General features: G+C 64.0%; 15 protein-coding genes and 1 pseudogene. 8 read left to right on the forward strand and 8 right to left on the reverse strand.

Features of this window, described 5'->3' with window-relative positions; genetic code table 11:
• The 5 genes from WA965_RS11035 to WA965_RS11055 form a co-directional block, all read right to left on the reverse strand.
• Positions 1 to 407, reverse strand: a 407-nt coding sequence (locus WA965_RS11035; protein WP_526447500.1) for a biotin carboxylase N-terminal domain-containing protein, incomplete at its 3' end; no start/stop codon positions are given.
• Positions 408 to 412: 5 nt separating this feature from the next.
• On the reverse strand, positions 413 to 2014 hold the full coding sequence (locus tag WA965_RS11040; protein WP_526447502.1) for an acyl-CoA carboxylase subunit beta: 1602 nt from the start codon (positions 2012 to 2014) through the stop codon (positions 413 to 415).
• Between the two features lie 173 nt (positions 2015 to 2187).
• Positions 2188 to 2967 carry an enoyl-CoA hydratase/isomerase family protein gene (locus WA965_RS11045; protein WP_526294759.1) on the reverse strand — a complete coding sequence of 260 codons (780 nt, stop codon included), beginning with the start codon at positions 2965 to 2967 and terminating at the stop codon, positions 2188 to 2190.
• Positions 2968 to 2970: 3 nt separating this feature from the next.
• On the reverse strand, positions 2971 to 3783 hold the full coding sequence (locus tag WA965_RS11050) for an enoyl-CoA hydratase/isomerase family protein (RefSeq protein ID WP_526294757.1): 813 nt from the start codon (positions 3781 to 3783) through the stop codon (positions 2971 to 2973).
• Positions 3784 to 3938: 155 nt separating this feature from the next.
• Positions 3939 to 4376 carry a MaoC family dehydratase gene (locus tag WA965_RS11055; RefSeq protein ID WP_526294755.1) on the reverse strand — a complete coding sequence of 146 codons (438 nt, stop codon included), beginning with the start codon at positions 4374 to 4376 and terminating at the stop codon, positions 3939 to 3941.
• A 464-nt stretch (positions 4377 to 4840) separates the two neighbouring features.
• Between WA965_RS11055 and WA965_RS11060 the strand changes: the two genes are divergently transcribed.
• From WA965_RS11060 to WA965_RS11070, 3 genes are all read left to right on the forward strand, one after another.
• Entirely contained in the window at positions 4841 to 6394 is a 1554-nt protein-coding gene (locus WA965_RS11060) for an acyl-CoA synthetase (RefSeq protein WP_526294753.1), read from the forward strand.
• A 169-nt stretch (positions 6395 to 6563) separates the two neighbouring features.
• Complete coding sequence (locus WA965_RS11065; protein ID WP_526294751.1) at positions 6564 to 8015, forward strand: flavin-containing monooxygenase; 1452 nt, start codon at positions 6564 to 6566, stop codon at positions 8013 to 8015.
• A gap of 148 nt (positions 8016 to 8163) precedes the next feature.
• A complete protein-coding gene (locus tag WA965_RS11070; protein ID WP_526294749.1) occupies positions 8164 to 9084 on the forward strand; it encodes an LLM class flavin-dependent oxidoreductase in 921 nt (306 codons plus the stop codon).
• A gap of 38 nt (positions 9085 to 9122) precedes the next feature.
• Here the strand turns inward: WA965_RS11070 and WA965_RS11075 are convergent, their stop codons facing one another.
• From WA965_RS11075 to WA965_RS11085, 3 genes are all read right to left on the reverse strand, one after another.
• Positions 9123 to 10268, reverse strand: a complete 1146-nt coding sequence (locus tag WA965_RS11075) for an acyl-CoA dehydrogenase family protein (protein WP_526294747.1) — start codon at positions 10266 to 10268, stop codon at positions 9123 to 9125.
• Positions 10269 to 10383: 115 nt separating this feature from the next.
• Positions 10384 to 11892, reverse strand: coding sequence for a carboxylesterase/lipase family protein (locus WA965_RS11080; protein ID WP_526294745.1), 1509 nt, complete (start codon positions 11890 to 11892; stop codon positions 10384 to 10386).
• Positions 11893 to 12131: 239 nt separating this feature from the next.
• Positions 12132 to 12797 (reverse strand): response regulator transcription factor, encoded by a 666-nt coding sequence (locus WA965_RS11085; protein ID WP_105387440.1) that lies wholly within the window; start codon positions 12795 to 12797, stop codon positions 12132 to 12134.
• A gap of 74 nt (positions 12798 to 12871) precedes the next feature.
• Here WA965_RS11085 and WA965_RS11090 point away from each other — a divergent pair, with 74 nt between their 5' ends.
• From WA965_RS11090 to WA965_RS11110, 5 genes and pseudogenes are all read left to right on the forward strand, one after another.
• Positions 12872 to 14158 (forward strand): sensor histidine kinase, encoded by a 1287-nt coding sequence (locus WA965_RS11090; RefSeq protein ID WP_526294742.1) that lies wholly within the window; start codon positions 12872 to 12874, stop codon positions 14156 to 14158.
• A gap of 257 nt (positions 14159 to 14415) precedes the next feature.
• Positions 14416 to 15681, forward strand: a complete 1266-nt coding sequence (locus WA965_RS11095; protein ID WP_526294740.1) for a cytochrome P450 — start codon at positions 14416 to 14418, stop codon at positions 15679 to 15681.
• Positions 15682 to 15709: 28 nt separating this feature from the next.
• A complete protein-coding gene (locus tag WA965_RS11100) occupies positions 15710 to 16930 on the forward strand; it encodes an NAD(P)/FAD-dependent oxidoreductase (protein WP_526294738.1) in 1221 nt (406 codons plus the stop codon).
• An 82-nt stretch (positions 16931 to 17012) separates the two neighbouring features.
• Positions 17013 to 17333, forward strand: coding sequence for a 2Fe-2S iron-sulfur cluster-binding protein (locus WA965_RS11105; RefSeq protein WP_526294736.1), 321 nt, complete (start codon positions 17013 to 17015; stop codon positions 17331 to 17333).
• Positions 17334 to 17536: 203 nt separating this feature from the next.
• A pseudogene (locus tag WA965_RS11110) lies at positions 17537 to 17897 on the forward strand (sterol carrier protein).
• Positions 17898 to 18125: the final 228 nt, after the last annotated feature.

Below are 18125 nucleotides of genomic sequence, written 5' to 3' on the forward strand. Positions count from 1 at the left end.
CCGCCCGGGAGCACCGGCACCCCCGCGCCGGCCATCATCGCCTTCGCCGTCAGCTTCGAACCCATCGCGTCGATGGCATCTGGCGGCGGGCCGACGAACACGAGCCCGGCGTCGGCGCAAGCCCGCGCGAAGCCGGCGTTCTCCGAGAGGAATCCATAGCCGGGGTGCACGGCGTCGGCGCCTGTGAGGTGAGCCGCGGCGATGATCCGGTCACCGTCGAGGTAGGTTTCCGCCGGCGAGGAGCCCGGTAGCCGAACGGCCTCATCGGCGTCGTCGACGTGCCAGGCGTCGGCGTCGGCGTCGGAGTACACGGCGACGGTCGCGATGCCGAGTTCGCGACAGGTGCGAAACACGCGCCGGGCGATCTCCCCCCGGTTGGCTACCAGCAGTTTCTTGATCACGGGCATCGCCATCACATCCGGAACACGCCGTAGCCACGCCGGCCACGGATCTCTTCGTTGTGCACCACGGACAAGCAAAAACCGAGAACCGTACGAGTGTCGCGTGGGTCGATGATCCCGTCGTCGTAGAGCCTGCCGCTGTTGGCCAGTGCCACCGACTCCTGCTCGATCTGGCTCTCCACGGCAGCGCGCATCTGGGCGTCGGCTTCTTCGTCGAACGGGAGACCACGGTCAGCGGCCGACTCGCGGGCGACGATCGACAGCACGCCGGCGAGTTGAGCCGGTCCCATGACGGCGGAGCGCGAATTGGGCCAGGCGAACAGGAAGCGGGGCGAGTAGGACCGTCCGCACATCCCGTAATTGCCCGCACCGTAGGACGCGCCCATCACGATCGTCAAGTGCGGGACCGTGCTGTTCGAGACGGCGTTGATCATCTTGGCGCCGTCCTTGATGATGCCGCCCTGCTCGTACTCCGCGCCCACCATGTAACCGGTCGTGTTCTGCAGGAACACCAGCGGCGTGTCGATCTGGTTGGCCAGCTGAATGAACTGGGCCGCTTTCTCGGCTTCCTCGCTGAAGAGAATTCCGCGAGCGTTCGCCAGGATTCCCACCGGGTATCCATGTATCGAGGCCCATCCGGTGACCAGAGAGGTTCCGTAGAGCGGCTTGAACTCGTCGAACGCCGATCCGTCCACGATGCGTGCGAGGACGTCGCGAGGGTCGAAGGGAACCTTGGGGTCCACCGAGGCGATCCCGAGGAGTTCGTCGGGATCCCTTAGCGGGGCGGTCGGCGGCTGGGTTGGACCCGGGCCCCGCTTGCGCCAGTTCAGCCTTGCCATGATGCGCCGCCCGATCCGGATGGCGTCCTGTTCGTCCTCGGCCAGGTAGTCGGCCAACCCGGAGGTGCGGGCGTGCATGTCCGCACCGCCGAGCGACTCGTCGTCGGACACTTCGCCGGTGGCCATCTTCACCAGCGGCGGACCGCCGAGAAAGACCTTGGACCGGTTGCGGACCATCACCACGTAGTCGCACATGCCGGGGATGTAGGCGCCGCCTGCCGTCGAGTTGCCGAACACAAGTGCGAGTGTCGGCAGCCCCAGCGCGCTGTGCTGGGTGAGATCGTGGAACAGCTGGCCGCCGGGCACGAAGATCTCGGCCTGCGTGGGCAGGTCCGCCCCGCCCGACTCGACGACGTTGATGATGGGCAGCCGGTTCTCGCGGGCCACCGCCATGCCCCGGAACACCTTGCGGAAGGTGTAGGGGTTCGAGGCTCCGCCGCGCACTGTCGGGTCGTGCGCGATGATCATCGACTCGACGCCTTCGACGATGCCGATGCCGACCACAACGCTGCCGCCCACGGGGAACTTCGTGCCCCACGCCGCGAACGGACACAATTCCAGAAAGGCGGTGTCGGGGTCGAGCAGCAGCTCGACGCGCTCGCGGGCCAACATCTTTCCGCGCCTTCGGTGCCGGGCGACGTACTTCTCGCCGCCGCCCCCGTTGGCCAGCGCCAGCTGGTCGGCGATCGTGTCGAGCTGCGCGATGAGTCCCTCGCGATTCTCGAGGTATACCGGTGCGCGGGTGTCGACCCGGTCGGGCAGGACGTCAACCAACTTTTCCTCCAGGTGACATCGACGTCGATCGCTGACACGTTACGTTAGCCGCTACTAACATCCGATGACAACGGGGTCGGCGCGGCAGGTCATGCCTTCCCGCCCGTACGGTCACCGCAGGGGCGCCCAGACGACTCAGCCGGAACAGCGCGAGGTGGGGCGGGGCCATTTCGTCATCTTCCGCCGAAAGTCGGGGGGCGTCGCTCGGTGAAGGCGCCGAAACCCTCCCGGCCGTCCGGAGTGGCCAAGAGGTCCGCCACCGCGTCGCGCTCGTGTTCGATACCGTCGGACGTCGACAAGTTGGCCGTCTGCAGCAGCAGGGACTTGGTGGTCGACGCGACTTGTGCTGCGCCGGTGGCCAATTGCTCTCCGATAGCACCTGCCGTCTCGAGCAGCGCGCCGGCGCCGCTAAGCCGGTTCACCAGCCCCAGGCTGTGGGCCCGCTCGCCGTCGATGACGGTGCCCAGCATCAGCATCTCGGTGGCCACCCCGACGGGGATGAGCCGCGGCAACCGCTGCGTACCACCTCCGCCAGGGAGCACGCCGAGTTTGGCCTCGGGCAGCCCGAGCCGGGCCTCGGGTGTCGCGACCCTCAGGTCGCACGCCATTGCGAGTTCGAGCCCTCCGCCCAACGCACTGCCGTGGATCGCAGCGATCACCGGCAGCGGGCTGGCGACGAGGACGTCGAGGGCGTCGGTGAAGCCATGGATGAAGTCCGCGAAATCGTCACGGCTACCGAAGGCTTTGATCTCTTCGATGTCGGCGCCCGCGCAGAACGCCCGGCCTGCCCCGTGTATGACCACCGCGCGCACAGACCTCTGCGACTCCGAGGTGCGCAGGGCTTCGGCGAGATCGATGTAGGTCTGGCTGCCGATAACGTTGAGCCGGTCGGCGCCGTCGAGTTCAACCCAGGCCACCGCGTCCACGACGCGGGTGGCGATCCTGGTGGCCACGGGTCACTCAGCCGTGATCGCACCCAGGTTGGTGAAGTCGGGCGCACGCTTCTCGCGGTGCGCGGCGAGGCCTTCCCGGACCTCCGGACCGCCGAAGCCGATGAACTCCAACCCGAGGGACGTCTCGAATGACGGCCCGAACACCCGGAACCACTGATTGAGGCTGTGTTTGGTCCAGCGGATCGCCGTTGGTGCGCCGGCGGCGAGGCTGGTCGCGATCCGGGTCGCCTCGGTCAGGACGTCGTCGTCGTCGACGCACTTGGACACCAGGCCGATGCGCTCGGCTTCCTCGCCGAGCAACGTCTCACAGGTGAGCAGGTAGTACTTGGCCTTGGCCATACCCGCCATCAGCGGCCAGCAGATCGCGGCGTGGTCACCGGCGGCGACCCCGAGACGGGTGTGGCCGTCGATGATCTTGGCGGTGCGTCCGACGACGGAGATGTCGGCCAGGATCGCTACGACCAGACCGGCGCCCACCGCGGGCCCGCGAACCGCGGAGATCACCGGCTTGCTGAAGCTCACCATGTTCATCACCAGATCGCGTGCCTCGCGCATGATTCGGACCCGGCTGGGGTAGCTGTTGATCATGTCGTCGAGCAGGTCGAAGTTGCCGCCCGACGAGAACGCCTTGCCCTCGCCGCGGACCAGCACGGCACGGACGTCTTCGTCCTTGTCGATGGCGGGCCACATGTCGGCGAGGTCGCGGTGCATCTGGGGATTGACGGAGTTCAATCCGGGGGCGTCCAGCACGATGTGGAGAACACCGTCAGCGGCCGGTTCAAAGCGCAGGCTGGGAAAGTCGTCGTAGCTCATCATCGAGTGTTCCTTTGCATCGTCAAGAATGGCTACCCCGCGTCGGTTGGGGAGTAGCGGCCACCGATGAGGACTCCGAGGCTTCTCTCATCGCGCCCTCGAAATGGTAACGAACCTTGGACCGGCCGTGGTCGGATCACGGGCGGCGGCCTCAGCGCTCAGTTGTCGGCCTCGACGAAGTCCGCGCCGCGGATCAGCCGGACCGGAGTGAACACCAGCACCTCTTCATCGCGCTGGTTGCGGACGCTGACCGTCGCGGTGACGACACCCCGGCCCGGCTTGCTCGACGGGCGTGACTCCGTGACGGTGCAGATGGCGAGCAGGGTGTCACCGACGTACACCGGTCGCTTGACCCACAGTTCCATGTGCATGAAGGCAAGGCCGGTGCCGTTGAGGAAGTTGGACTGCACGATCAACCCTTCCGCAATGCAGTAGATCAGAGCGCCGGGGACCAACCGACCTCGGTACCCGCCGGCGGCGGCGTGCGACGCGTCGTAGAACAACGGCTCGTTGAACCCGCCGAGGTTGACAAACGTCATGAGGTCGGATTCCGTGACGGTGCGCTTCGCGGTCTTGAAGCGAAAACCTGGCGTCATTTCTTCCCAAGTCCTGCCGCGAACCAGTGGTTCGACCTCGGAGCTGGACAGGTGGGCTGAGTTCATGAGAGGCCTTTCGTCGAGGCGCTGACACTGCAAACGATCGGTATGAGGGGCCAGCAGCTCAGCCACCGGTTGGCGCAGAGCCGGGGACATCACGTCGAGGTGGTCCGAAATCAGACATCGCAACACCCCGACATCACAACACCGGGTACGCGCAGTTTCGCCAACTGTGAGGAACGTACTCCGCTGCGGACCGTTGATTCCAGATACTTGCAGATGACTTCGCATTGCCGCGCGGACGCCCGTTCGCGCCACTCGTTCTGGACGGAAGTGTTCTCATGTTCCCAGTAACCAACTGTCTGCTGCCATCAGGCCGGTAAGGTTAATACCCGATAACTTACGGGCGCGGCGCCATCGGGTGTGTCATTGCACGCCCGCACGAGCGGTGAGGAGGAAGTGCAATGTATCTCACTCAGGGCGTGCACAGGGCGTTGCAGCAACATCCCGACCGCCTCGCCACCATCGACGGGGACCGGACACGGACCTATGAGCGATCCGCGAAGCGAATCGCAAAGCTGGCGAGCGCATTACGGCAAATCGGGGTGAACCGGGGAGACCGCGTCGGCATGCTTGCGCTCAACTCCGATCGATATCACGAATACCTGCTAGCGGTGCCTTGGGCGGACGCCGTACTCAACCCGATCAACATCCGGTGGAGCCCTGCAGAGATCGGCTACGCCTTACGTGACTCCCAAACCGACGTCCTCTTCGTCGATGACGCCTTCAGTCCGGCTGTACCGGCGCTTCGGGCGTCGTATCCCGACCTGCACACCGTCGTTCACTGCGGAACCGCCCCTACGCCGGAAGGGACGTATTCCTATGAGGAACTCATCGCCAGCGGTGAAGTAATCGATGACGTGCGACGCTCTGGCGATCAATTGGCCGGTGTGTTTTACACCGGCGGCACCACGGGTTTACCCAAGGGCGTGATGCTCAGCCACGCCAACCTCATGACGTCGGTGCTGGGAATGCTCAGCGTGGGGAGCTTTCTCAGTCCGGAGGGCCGGCTGCTTCACGTCGCGCCGCTGTTCCATCTCGCGGACTTGGCCGCCTGGGCGGGCCAGACCACCCTTGGCGGAACCCACGTGATGCTCTCGACGTTCGATCCGACTGCCATCCTTGACACCATCGAACGTCAGCAGGTCACCGACGCACTGCTGATCCCGACCATGCTGCAGATGGTCGTCGACCACCCGGCCGTTGGAGAATACGACCTTTCCAGCCTCCAAAACGTGATGTACGGCGCGTCGCCGATCCCTGAGGCGGTGCTGTCGCGGGCGATGAAGACCATGGGCTCGGCGCGGTTCATGCAAGGTTATGGAATGACAGAACTGTCCCCGCTGGCGACGGTCCTGCGCCCGGAGGACCACGATCATCCGGAATTGCTGCGTTCGGCAGGCCGCGCCGCGCCCTGTGCCGAAGTCAAGATCTTCGACGCCGACGATCGAGAGGTGCCGCTGGGACATACCGGCGAGATCGTCGCGCGCGGCGGCAACGTGATGCTCGGTTACTGGAATAAGCCTGACGAGACCGCGAACGCGCTGCGGAATGGGTGGATGCATACCGGCGATGCCGGTTACATGGACGAGCGAGGTTATGTGTTCCTCGTCGACCGCATCAAGGACATGATCATTTCGGGTGGCGAGAACGTCTACTCGACTGAGGTCGAGAACGCTCTTTCCCGGCACCCCGCGGTGTCGGCGTGCGCGGTCATCGGCGTCCCGGACGAGACCTGGGGCGAACGCGTTCACGCGGTCGTCGTCTTGGCCGAGAGCTCTTCGGTGACAGCCGAGGAGTTGCGGGGTTTCTGCAAGACCCAGATCGCGGGATACAAAACGCCCCGTACCGTCTCGTTCGTCGGTGCGCTTCCACTCTCAGGGGCTGGAAAGGTACTGAAACGCGAACTCCGCGAACGGTTCGGCGGAGATCGCTCCAGCACTGTCGGAGGTCGATAGGTGCTTGTGCGCGAGCCCGGCCGAGCTCGGCCCCGCTGGCCTCGGACCATGTCCCCGCAAACGGACTCGTCGGCGCACTCAGCGTCGCGTCGCCACGGTGATCGGCCGGGCGTAGCGCAAGTGACAAGCCGGGTGTAGCGCAAGTGACAATAGGGATTGGGTGGTCAAGATGACCGAACAACGGCCGGTGAAAGTCGCAATAATCGGTGCGGGCATGTCTGGGTTGTGCATGGCGGTCAAGCTCCAGGACGCCGGCATCGACTCCTACACCATTTTCGAGAAAGCCGAAGAAGTCGGGGGAACCTGGCGCGACAACACCTATCCGGGGCTGACGTGCGACATCCCGTCGCGGTACTACTCCTACTCGTTTCGGCCCAACCCGAACTGGTCCCACTTGCTGCCGCCGGGCCCTGAGATCCAGGCCTACTTTCAGCAGGTCGCCGACGAACGGGGTATTGAGGGGCACATCAAGTTCGGCACCGAGGTCCTCTCTGCGCGGTACGACGACGGGCGCTGGCTGCTCACCTCCACCGACGGCGAAGAGACATTCGACGTGCTCGTCACCGCGACCGGCGTGCTGCGGGTGCCACGCTATCCGGACATTCCCGGGGAAGCCGATTTTGCCGGGCCGGTGTTTCACTCCGCCAGATGGGACCACTCGGTTTCATTGGCCGACAAGCGGATCGGGCTCATCGGGACGGGCTCAACAGGCATACAGATCATTGCCGCACTCGGCGGCAAGGTCAATCGGTTGACGGCCTTCCAGCGCACTGCGCAGTGGGTCTTTCCGCTGCCCAATCCGCGGTATTCACCGGTGATCCGCGCAGCTCTGACGCGTTGGCCGGTCCTCAACCGCCTGAGCTATCGGTTCTGGGGCTTGGTGGTCCGGCACCTGTTCGGTCGCGCGCCGATCCGTCCTGGAGTTTACCGCCGCCTGGTTCAGACGTTATGTCGATGGAACCTGCGCCTTTCGGTGCGCGACCCACAGTTGCGCGCGAGACTCACCCCGAATTACCAGCCGATGTGCAAACGACAAATCATGGCTTGGGGCTTCTACCGTGCTGTCCAGCAACCCGGTGTAGAGGTGGTGTCCGAGGCAATCGACCACATCGAGCCTCTCGGCGTCGTCACCACCGACGGTGTGTTGCACGAACTTGACGTGCTCGTCTATGCCACAGGGTTCGACGCCCGGGCCTACGTGCGTCCGCTGACGGTGATTGGCGAGCATGCGGTAACCCTGGACGAGGCGTGGGCAGATGGCCCCACGGCGTACCGGTCGGTCGCGGTTCCAGGATTCCCGAACTTGTTCATGCTGATGGGCCCGCATTCGCCGATCGGGAACCAGTCGCTGGTACCGATAGCCGAGGACCAGGCCGATTATGTGATGTGGTGGATCAACCGGATCCGTGAGGGCAGCATCGTCTCTGCCGCGCCCACAGAGCTGGCCACGAAGGAGTACAACGACAGCATGAAGTCGGCTATGCCGCAGACGATCTGGGTGACCGGTTGCAACAGTTGGTACCTCGGCAAAGACGGGCTTCCGGAATTGTTCCCATGGACACCCGAGCGCCACAGCGAACTATTGCGTACCCCTGAGCTGGCAGATTTCGACGTCCGATGAGGTCCGCGTTCGCACGTGGAGATCGCCAAGGACCGCATGACATTTCGGCGGACGACTCGCCGCTTCGCAGTGGGCGGCCGGCGAATCGCGTAGGGCGCCGTGCCGATCGCAGGAGAACCGACATGGCGAGCGCCTCATGCATTCGCCGGTGACCGTGAAAGACGCCGGGTTCGGCGTGATGCTGCCCAGTTTCGATCCCTTCCGGCTTGGCGCTCCGCCGCTATTGGCCGCCGCCCGCCTCGCCGAAGACCTCGGGTTCGACTCAGGTTGGGTCGGCGATCATCTGAGCTTCCACCCGCCGGTGCTGGAACCGTGCGGGGCACTCGCGGCCGTCGCTGCCGTCACTCGACGGCTGGTGCTGGGCACCGGTGTGCTGCTCCTACCGATGCGCAATCCGGTATGGACAGCCAAGCAGCTCGGGACGGTCGCCGCGCTCGCGCCCGAACGCCTGATCGTGGGCGTCGGCGCAGGTGGTGAGAACCCAGCGGAGTTCGAGGCCGCCGGGTATCCCGTCGCGCAGCGTGGTCGCAGGCTCGACGAGGCCATGTTGGTCCTCGATGCGCTACTGCGCGGAGAAACTGTGGACCACCCGGGTCCATTGCTTCCGGTGCGTTCCCCCAAGCTGGAGCCGGTGCCATCCTCTCGCCCACCGCTGGTGGTCGGCGGCCGATCCACACACGCGGTGCGGCGCGCTGCTCGGCTCGCCCAAGGCTGGCTCGCGGTGTGGCTGAGTCCCCGTCGAGTGCGTGCGGCGGTGGAAGATCTGCGGGCGCATGCCGAGGAGTTCCGCAGGCCGGTGTGCACGACGGTCATGTTGTCGTTCGTGCACGTCACCGATGACGTGGAAGCGGGTCGTGCCGAGCTTCAACGATTCGTCGCAGGTCAGTACGGCATGCCCGTCGAAGCAATCGAGAAGTGGTGTGTGATCGGAAGCGAAACCCGAGTGGCAGACATGCTCGCGGAGTTCCGTGACGCCGGCGCTGAGTCATTCGTGATGCTGCCGACCTCTGCGAACGTCCTGGCTCAGTACGAGCGCCTCGCCGCGGTTCGCGAGAAGTTCGCGATGTAGGTCTGACGAGTCGACGCCTCAGGCGAACTCGCAGGTCGCTACGGAGCGAATTCTCGCCCAAGCAGGTGGCGGGCGACGACCAATTTGGCGACCTGCGCGGTTCCATCGGCGATTTCGAATGCCAACACGTCGCGCAGTCGCTGCCCCTGCAGACTGTCGGTTCCCCATCCAGCGTGACCGAAGGTCAGCAACGCCTGGTGTACGACCTCACCCGCGGTCTTGGGCGCGAACCACTTCGCCATGTTCGCGGCCACCGTGTGATCCAAGCCCTGGTCCTTTCGCCACAGCGCCTCGTAACAGATGTGACGCGCCCCGGCCAGCCTGGTGGCCTGCTCGACCAGCGGGAACGCCACGCCCTGGTGGCGACCGATCGGACCGCCGAAGGCCTGCCGCGTTCGCGCGTACTGCAGTGCGTCGTCGAGTGCTGCCTGGGCGATGCCGACGCACATCAGGCCGATCACCGCCCGCGAGTAGTCGAAGCCCTGCATCACCGACACGAATCCGGCGCCCTCCTGCCCGATCAGCTCGTCGCGACCCACCTTCACCCCGTCGAAATGCAGCGACGCACGTCCGATGGCCCGGCCGCCGTGGTCGTCGAGCGCGGTTCGCGCGACCCGCTCGTCGTTGAGGTCGACGTAGAACGCGCTGACCCCGCGGGCCCCGGGCCCTCCGGTGCGCGCGAAGACCACTCCGGTGTCGGCCGACATCCCCATTGAGATCGACGTCTTCTCACCCAGCAGCCGCCAGCCTGCCCCGTCGGGTTGTGCGCGCAGCGACAGGTTGGCCGCGTCGGACCCGTGCTCTGGCTCGGTGAGCACCAGCGCCGACAGAGCAGTGCCATCGGCGATCGCAGGTAACCACCGCCCCAGTTGCTCCTCGCTGGCATTACCGACCAAGATGTCGGCGTTGAGAGCAGCGATCAGCAGGATGTAACAGGCGTTGATGTCAGCCCGCGAGATCTCCTCGGCTGCTATGCCGGTGGTGACGGCGTCGGCCCCCTGGCCGCCGAAACGCTCCGGAATGCGCAGGCCGGTCAAGCCCATCGCCGCCATCTGGCGAGGTAGCTCCGGGCGCATCCGCGCGGCCCGGTCGTCGGCCTGGTATTGCGGAGCGAGCACCCGCTCAGCGAAGGTGGCGATCTCACGCCGGAAGGCCTCTTGGTCTTCGTCGAAGGCATAGTGCACGTGCGGCTCCCTGGATGCGCTGCTCGGGCGACGGAACGATGTCATCAAGTTAGCCCTGCGGACGACGTTTCAAAGGCTAATCCCCGAGAGGGAGAGATCTCGTGGACACCGCTCGTCAGCGTGCGAGGACTTGAAAGCCTTCCCATGCTTGCCGGCGGTCGGCATGGGGATCGTGCTCCATCCGCGAAGCGCGATCGAAGACCAGCACCGGACGGGCGTCGCTGGTGTAGCGCGGCCAGCCGTCTCCAGGGACTCCGGTGCGGGCGAAAGCAACCCAGCGCCCTTGCATGTCGTCGCTCACGCGCATGGCCGAGCGGCGATCGGCTCCGGCGCTGAGAAGCCGACCGAGGGGCGTGCGGTAAGCGTCGAACACCGCAAGAAGCTCGGTCGCATGGGTGGCACCCAGACCGGCCCATTGCAGAGTTCGCGGGGCGAAGTCATATCGGTACAGATATGTGGGGGCGTGCCGACTGTGAGAGTCCGCGAGCTGCCACAGTGTCGATCCGAATGTGAAGTCGGCCCCCAGCCGGATACAGGCATCTGGGGCTGGATACTCGGGGTAGGCAGCGGTAATACGCTCGCGATAGGTGGGTTCCGCCCCCGCCAGTAACGCTTCGATCTTCGCTTCGTTCAGCGGAAGGAGTTTGAGGAAGCGAGTGAACAACCGGCCCTCGTCGGCGTTCGTACCGACGATCAGCGGCACACGGTACGCCTTGCCTTTGCGCATCGCTTGAATGGGCTCGAGCGGTAGATAGTCGGTTCCGAAGGTGCATCCCACCGGGTAACCGCCGGCAAGGTCCGATGCGCTGGTGGTGAGCAGGCGATCGAATGCCTTCACCAGTTGAGCCGGACGCGCCGCCAGCAGTTGGCGGGCGGGCTCCCGCTCCTCAGCGCCGAGAATGGATGCGAACTTGACGGCGAACTCCGCGGCCAACGCCTTGGAGCGGGATAGCGCGCCGGCCGGACTTTGTGAGATCGCCCGGGCGAAAAGGCCTTTAGCCGCTGGCACAGCCAACAATGTGGTAACGGCATGCGCGCCCGCGCTCTCTCCGAATATCGTCACGTTGTCGGGATCGCCGCCGAATGCCGCGATGTTTTCGCGTACCCAGCTGAGCGCCGCCACCAGGTCACGCAAGTAGAGGTTGTCGTCAATACGGATGTCTGCCGTGGACAGCGACGACAGGTCGACCGCCCCCAGCGCGCCGAGGCGGTAGTTCGCCGATACATACACGCAACCGGTGCGGGCAAGCGACGCACCATCATAGATCGGTGTCGCGGAACTACCGAGGAAGTACGCCCCGCCGTGAATGAAGAACATCACGGGCAGAGGTCGGTCCGAGCCGCCCTCGGGGGCAACGACGTTGAGGGTGAGGCAGTCCTCGCTCATTGGCTGGAACTTGCCGGGACCGACGATGGTGTACCGGCGGGGCTGCGGAGCGCAGTAGCGGAATCGGTGACATTGTCGAACGCCATCCCACGGCTCGACCGGCTGGGGAGCCTTGAACCGCAAGGCGCCGACCGGTGGCTTGGCGTAAGGAATGGAACGCCAGCGATTGACGCCGTCCCGCGTGAATCCTTCGATGGCGCCCGAGGCGATTTCCGTGCGGACTGTCTTCGCTGGCATTTCTCGACAATAGCGAATGAGCATTCACAATAGCGTCCGGGCGTGATTTAGAGACGTGTCGTGTCCGACAGAGCGGACCCCGCGGCCGGGTCTGGCCCATCGACGACTCCTCGGGGTGGTTCAGCACCGCGCGTGCGGTCATCGGCTACGGAGGAATTTGACCTGTCTCCCGTTGGCCCGTGCCGGGAAGTGTCTACGCAGGTCCTGCTTCACCCACAGTTGCCACCGGTGCGCACGGTTCAGTGGTCGAGTAGTCCGTAGCGCCCGGCCAGCGCGGCGGCCTCGATCCGGTTCCGGGCACCGATCTTCTGAATCAAGCTTGCGACCATTCTCTTGGTGGTTCGCTCGCTAACGTGCATTCGAGCAGCGATTGCGTTGATCTCCAGCCCCTGCGCCAATAGGCTCCAGAGCTTGATGAGGTGCTCGCCGAGATTATCTAGTATTTCGTCATCTGGACTGTGGTTGCTGACGAGAAGCCGGTCCAGCAGCTCGGGGTTTACGACCTTCATGCCGGTGGCGATGACCAAGAGCGGCGCCACCAGTGCGTCTGCGTCGGAGGTCTTCTGCAGGAATCCGTCTGCTCCCGCTCGCAGAGCTCGCTCAGCCAGCGACAGGTCGTCGGTGCCGGACAACGCCAATATACCCGTCGACGGGTAAGCGCCACGTAGTGCTGTGATGGCGTGCACCCCGCCGCGTGGTGGCAGGGTCAGGTCGATTGTGGCGATGTCCGCGCGGTGTTTGCCGACTAACGGGACGGCGTCCTCGCTGCTGCTGCCTATTGCTGCGACGTGGAACAGACTGTCGGCCCTGGAGGTCAAAAGCAATTGCAAACCCTGTGCAAAAAGGGCGTGGTCGTCCACGATGACTACGACGAAAGGCGCCGGGCGCGAGGTCAATCCCGTCATATCTACCTTTCCGCGGAAGCTGTGGATACCACGTGCTAGAACGCTGTGTCGAGGCCGGAGGATTGGGTAACGAAATGAACAACAATCTCACCACGATCGGTGGCGGCGCGGTTCAGTGGCGCGAACCCGAACGGGTCATCGCCGTATTAAGAGTTCTGGTGGTCGTCAGTCTTGCCTTGCTGGTTGCCTTTGGTACGCCCGTCAACCGGACGTATTTGACGTTCGGTTGTATTCTCATCGGGTTGGCCGGGGTGTACGCGATTTATGTACTCCGCGCAAATCTTCGTGGTCGTCCGCTGTCACAGGGCTGGATGACGGCCGTCGACGTAGCACTCACGGTGTTGCTCACGGCGGCGACCGGGGGGGCGTCCAGCATGGTTGTTGCGTTGATTCCGTTAGCGGTGGTGGCCAGTGCCGTTCGGCAGGGTTTAAAGTCCGCGATGCTCGCGGCTCTTGGCACGGGCGCGTTGTTTGCTGCGGTAACGCTGGCCGTGAGCCGTCCAGAGATTTCTCTGCATCACCGGATCGAGGTCGCCCTTTGGTGGTGCTGCTATTTCGTTGCCTTTGCCGTGCTCACCGGATCTCTGCGACGCGTGCTCGACCGTGAGCACGAGCGCACCGTGCGCGCCAAGGCCGAGGTGATGGCAGAGCATGCCGAGGCTGCCGAGGAAAGGGATCTGCGGGCACGCCTACTCGAGGTGCAGCGGCTGCGTGAAGAAGGTCTGCGGGTGCTGCTGCATGAGTTTCGTACTCCTGTGTCGTCCCTGGCGGCGCTGGCACGATCATTGACTGTGCCCGGCCGATTGGACGCCGAGCGCAGGGACGAGGCGATCAACTTGGTGGCGGCGCACGCTCGCCACCTAACGGACATGCTCGACGGCCTCGCTGACCTCGCTATTGAGACAGGGAATCCGCGGGGAATCCCGAGAATCCGCCGGACCTTCGTGCAGGACCTGGCGCAAGCATCATTGACCTCAGCGGGTATACCCGCTGAGCACAGCACAGTCTCCCTCGAGCCGTCGGGTGCGCTGATCTACTGCGACGAGCACCGCGTGCGCCGAATCATGACGAACTTGCTCGAAAACGCCCACCGTCACGGGAGCAGCCGTGTGGTCGATCTTCGCATTGTCTGCACTCGGTCCTCGCTGACGCTGGAAGTGGGCGATCGCGGCCCTGGACTGCTGACCGCCAAGCACACGTCGGCAATCCTTGGGCGCGCCAGCTCCGACGAGCGCGCCCCGGTTGAGGGCTTGGGGCTGTGGATCGTAGAGCAGCTAGTGAGTGCGCTGGGCGGCACATCTTCGCTTGAGCCTCGTGAGGGGGGCGGCCTGCTAGCCCGGGTGGTAATTCCTCTCAGCTGATTCTGCGATGGTTTTTCATTGGCTGCGGTGCGACGGTATGCGCACGAGACGCGGTTGGCCCGCATGGGCCAGAGTTGGCACGGATGCCCCGCGCAGTGAACCGGGTCACTTGTGCAGGCTAGATGCAGCACAGAACACAAAGGTGGGCAACGCGAACGACGAAAGCCCACGTACCCAAACGGTGAAACGCCGGTGAGACCCGCCACAGCGTTCGGGCGCCTCTGTGTGGGCCGGGTCATCGACATTGAGGAGCAACAGTGAACAAGACTTCTGTGGCCGTTAGCGGACCCGATTCGGAAGCCGCTCATGCGGTCGCTCTGGAGGACATCGATGTCAGCGATCCGGAACTGTACCGTAACTACACGTGGCAACCGTATTTCAAGCGTCTACGGGAAGAGGATCCGGTCCACTTCTGCAAGGACAGCATGTTCGGCCCATACTGGTCGATCACGAAGTTCGCCGATATCATGAAGGTAGATACCTCTCCTGAGAACTTTTCCTCGGAGGCGAAGTTCGGGGGCATCACCATCATGGACGATAACGCGGCGGCCAGCCTGCCGATGTTCATCGCGATGGACCCACCCAAACACGATGCGCAGCGCCTGGCGGTCAGTCCGATCGTGGCGCCGGACAACCTTGCCAACATGGAGTCGGTTATCCGGGAGCGCACCGCGGGTTTGCTGGACAGTTTGCCTCTCAACGAGACCTTCGACTGGGTCCAGAATGTGTCGGTCAACTTGACCACACAGATGTTGGCGACCTTGTTCGACTTTCCCTGGGAGGACCGCGCCAAGTTGACCCGTTGGTCGGATGTGACGACGGCCATTCCCGGTGCGGGCTTGATCGAGTCCGAGGAACAGCGGATGGGCGAATTGCTCGAGTGCGCCGCTTACATGACAGGGCTGTGGAACGACCGCGTCAACGCGGAACCGCGTAACGACCTCATCTCGATGATGGCGCATTCGCCGGCAACCCGAAACCAAACACCGGAAGAGTTTTTGGGCAACATCCTATTGCTGATCGTCGGCGGTAACGACACCACCCGCAATTCGATGACGGGCGGCATTGTCGCTCTCAACGAGTTCCCAGATGAGTATCGCAAACTGTCCGGCAACCCTGCCCTGGTCAGTTCCATGGTGCCCGAGATCATCCGTTGGCAGACTCCGCTGTCACACATGCGCCGCACCGCTTTGACCGACACCGAGCTCGGCGGGAAGTCGATCCGCAAGGGCGACAAGGTCGTCATGTGGTACGTGTCGGGTAACCGCGATCCAGAGGCAATCGAGAATCCAGATGCCTTCATCATCGATCGTGCCCGGCCGCGCCATCACCTGTCATTCGGATTTGGGATTCACCGCTGTGTCGGCAACCGCCTGGCCGAGTTGCAGTTACGAATCGTATGGGAGGAGCTTCTCAAGCGTTGGCCCGATCCGATGCAGCTCGAGGTCGTTGGAGCGCCGTCCCGAGTGCCGTCGCCGTTCATCAAGGGATACGAGTCCCTGCCGGTGCGCATCAACGTCTGATGCGGCGAGTTCGAGGAGATGACCCGAGATGATCCAAACCGTCCTCGTCGTCGGCGGGGGTCAAGCCGGTGGGCAGGCAGTGGCCAGCCTGCGGTCAAACGGGTTCGACGGACGGATCGTTCTCATCGGCGCGGAGTCGATGTTGCCCTACCAACGGCCCCCGTTATCCAAGGCATTCCTGGCCGGCTGCCTACCGGTGGAGCGACTGTTTCTTCGGCCATCGGCGTTCTATGAGAAGGCTCGGGTCGACGTGATGCTTGGGGTCTACGTCATCGGGATGGATGCTAGCCATCGACGGGCGACGCTCGACGATGGACGCGAACTCGAGTTCGATCGCCTGGTGCTGGCTACCGGTGGCCGGCCCCGCCCCTTGTCCTGCGCTGGCTCGGATTCTCCGACACTGCATTACCTGCGCACTGTGGCCGACGTCGAGGGCATCCGTGCGAAGTTGCGGCCAGGGGCGCGGCTGGTGCTGATTGGCGGGGGCTACATCGGTCTCGAGATTGCCGCCGTCGCGGCGAAAATGGGATTGCTGGTGACCGTCCTGGAGGCCGAGCCCACGGTGCTGGCCAGGGTCACCTGTCCGGACGTGGGCCAGTTCTTCGAAGCCGAACATCGCCGCGCCGGGGTCACGATTCGATGCGCGGCGACAGTGACGGGCATCGAGCAAGTCGGGTCAGCGGCGCGGGTCCTGACCGCCGCCGGTGAGAGCTTCGCCGCCGATCTGGTTATTGCAGGTATCGGACTGCTCCCGAATGTCGAGTTAGCCTCGGCTGCGGGTGTGACGTGCGACAACGGTATCGTCGTCGACGAGTTCTGTCAGACCTCTGAACTCGGAATATACGCTGCAGGTGACTGCACACAGCACCCAAGCGAGGTCTACGGGTGCCGACTGCGACTGGAGTCGGTGCACAATGCGATCGAGCAGGCGAAGACCGCCGGCGCGGCGATCTGCGGTAGTGCCAAACCTTATCGCCAAGTGCCCTGGTTCTGGTCGGATCAGTACGATCTGAAGTTGCAGACCGCTGGCCTGAACCGCGGTTATGACCAGGTAGTGATTCGTGGCGACCCCCACACCAGATCGTTCGCAGCGTTTTACTTGCGCGATGGGCGAATGCTGGCCGTGGATGCGATCAATCGGCCGGTCGAGTTCATGGCGGCCAAGGCGCTGATCGCAGAACACGCCGTCATTGACGTAGACGTACTCGCCGATGATCGCATCCCGACCCCGGCGCTGGCCCATCGATAGACCCGCTCGACTGGCTGCTGCACTTTCTCCACTATCCAACCGACACCGGCGACCGTAGTCGCCCTCGCTGCAAAGGACTGAAATGACCAAGATCACATACGTAGACCACAACGGAGCATCTAGAACCGTCGATGGGATCGACGGCGAGTCTCTGATGGAAACCGCAGTATCGAACATGGTGCCGGGCATCGATGGTGACTGCGGCGGTGCGTGTGCCTGCGCCACCTGCCACGTGCACGTCGAAGCCGACTGGCTCGACAAACTACCGCCGATAGAGCACACCGAAAAGTCCATGCTGGAATTCTGCGAAGGCGCCGACGAGACGTCTCGGCTGGGTTGCCAGATCAAGATCGGCCGGGCTCTCGACGGCATAGTGGTCAGCACTCCAGTTGCTCAGCACTGATTAGGTGGACTTGGGCCGGCGCAGCGGTGAGGTGCGGGTAACAGCACCGGATTGCGTCGTCGGCGCGAAGCGGCAGATGAGCGGCGGGCGCGGGGTGGAAGATGCCGTGATGGCGCGCTCGACGGGGGGATCAGCATCTCGATTGAGCGTGACTGTGGCGCGCGGCTGTTCATTACTGACAACGAGATTGGTGGAGGTTGATGATGGCGGTGTTGAAGGATGAGGAGGAGGTCTATACCTTTCCGGCTGGAATCCTTCGGCGGGGCTCGAAGAAGCAGGGGCTGGCGGATAAGGTCGTGAATTCGGGTGTGGTGTCGCGGGTGCATTACACCGATCCGGACGCCGTGGTGACCGTGGACATGCCGAGCAAGGTGGTGCAGATGGGAGCGGGCAGTACCGCGGTGCCCAATGTCGAGCAGCTCATGTCGGCCGACATGAGGAGCAAGTTTCGGTTGGGAACGTGAACCTGACGATTGCGACGGACAAGGGAACGGTGCTCGCGAAGGGTCCGGCGGCGAATTGATCAAAATCATCCCGCAGGCCAAGAACCTGTTCCCGGAGTAACCGGTGCTGTTTCAGAATCAGAATTGGCAGGATCTCATTGGTGCGGAGACCGCCGCCCAACCGCCGGCTGCAGGTTGGGGGTGGGATGAAGAGCACCCTGCCCGGCAAGTTCGACAAGAAGAAGTTGCGCCGCCAGTACGCCGATGGTGATCTCGCCGTCGAGACACTGGCGTGAATCATCAATTTACTGCGACCGAAACACCGACGTTTAGGGAGACACATATGAAG

The organism is Mycobacterium sp., assembly GCF_049683935.1.
Lineage (GTDB): Bacteria > Actinomycetota > Actinomycetes > Mycobacteriales > Mycobacteriaceae > Mycobacterium.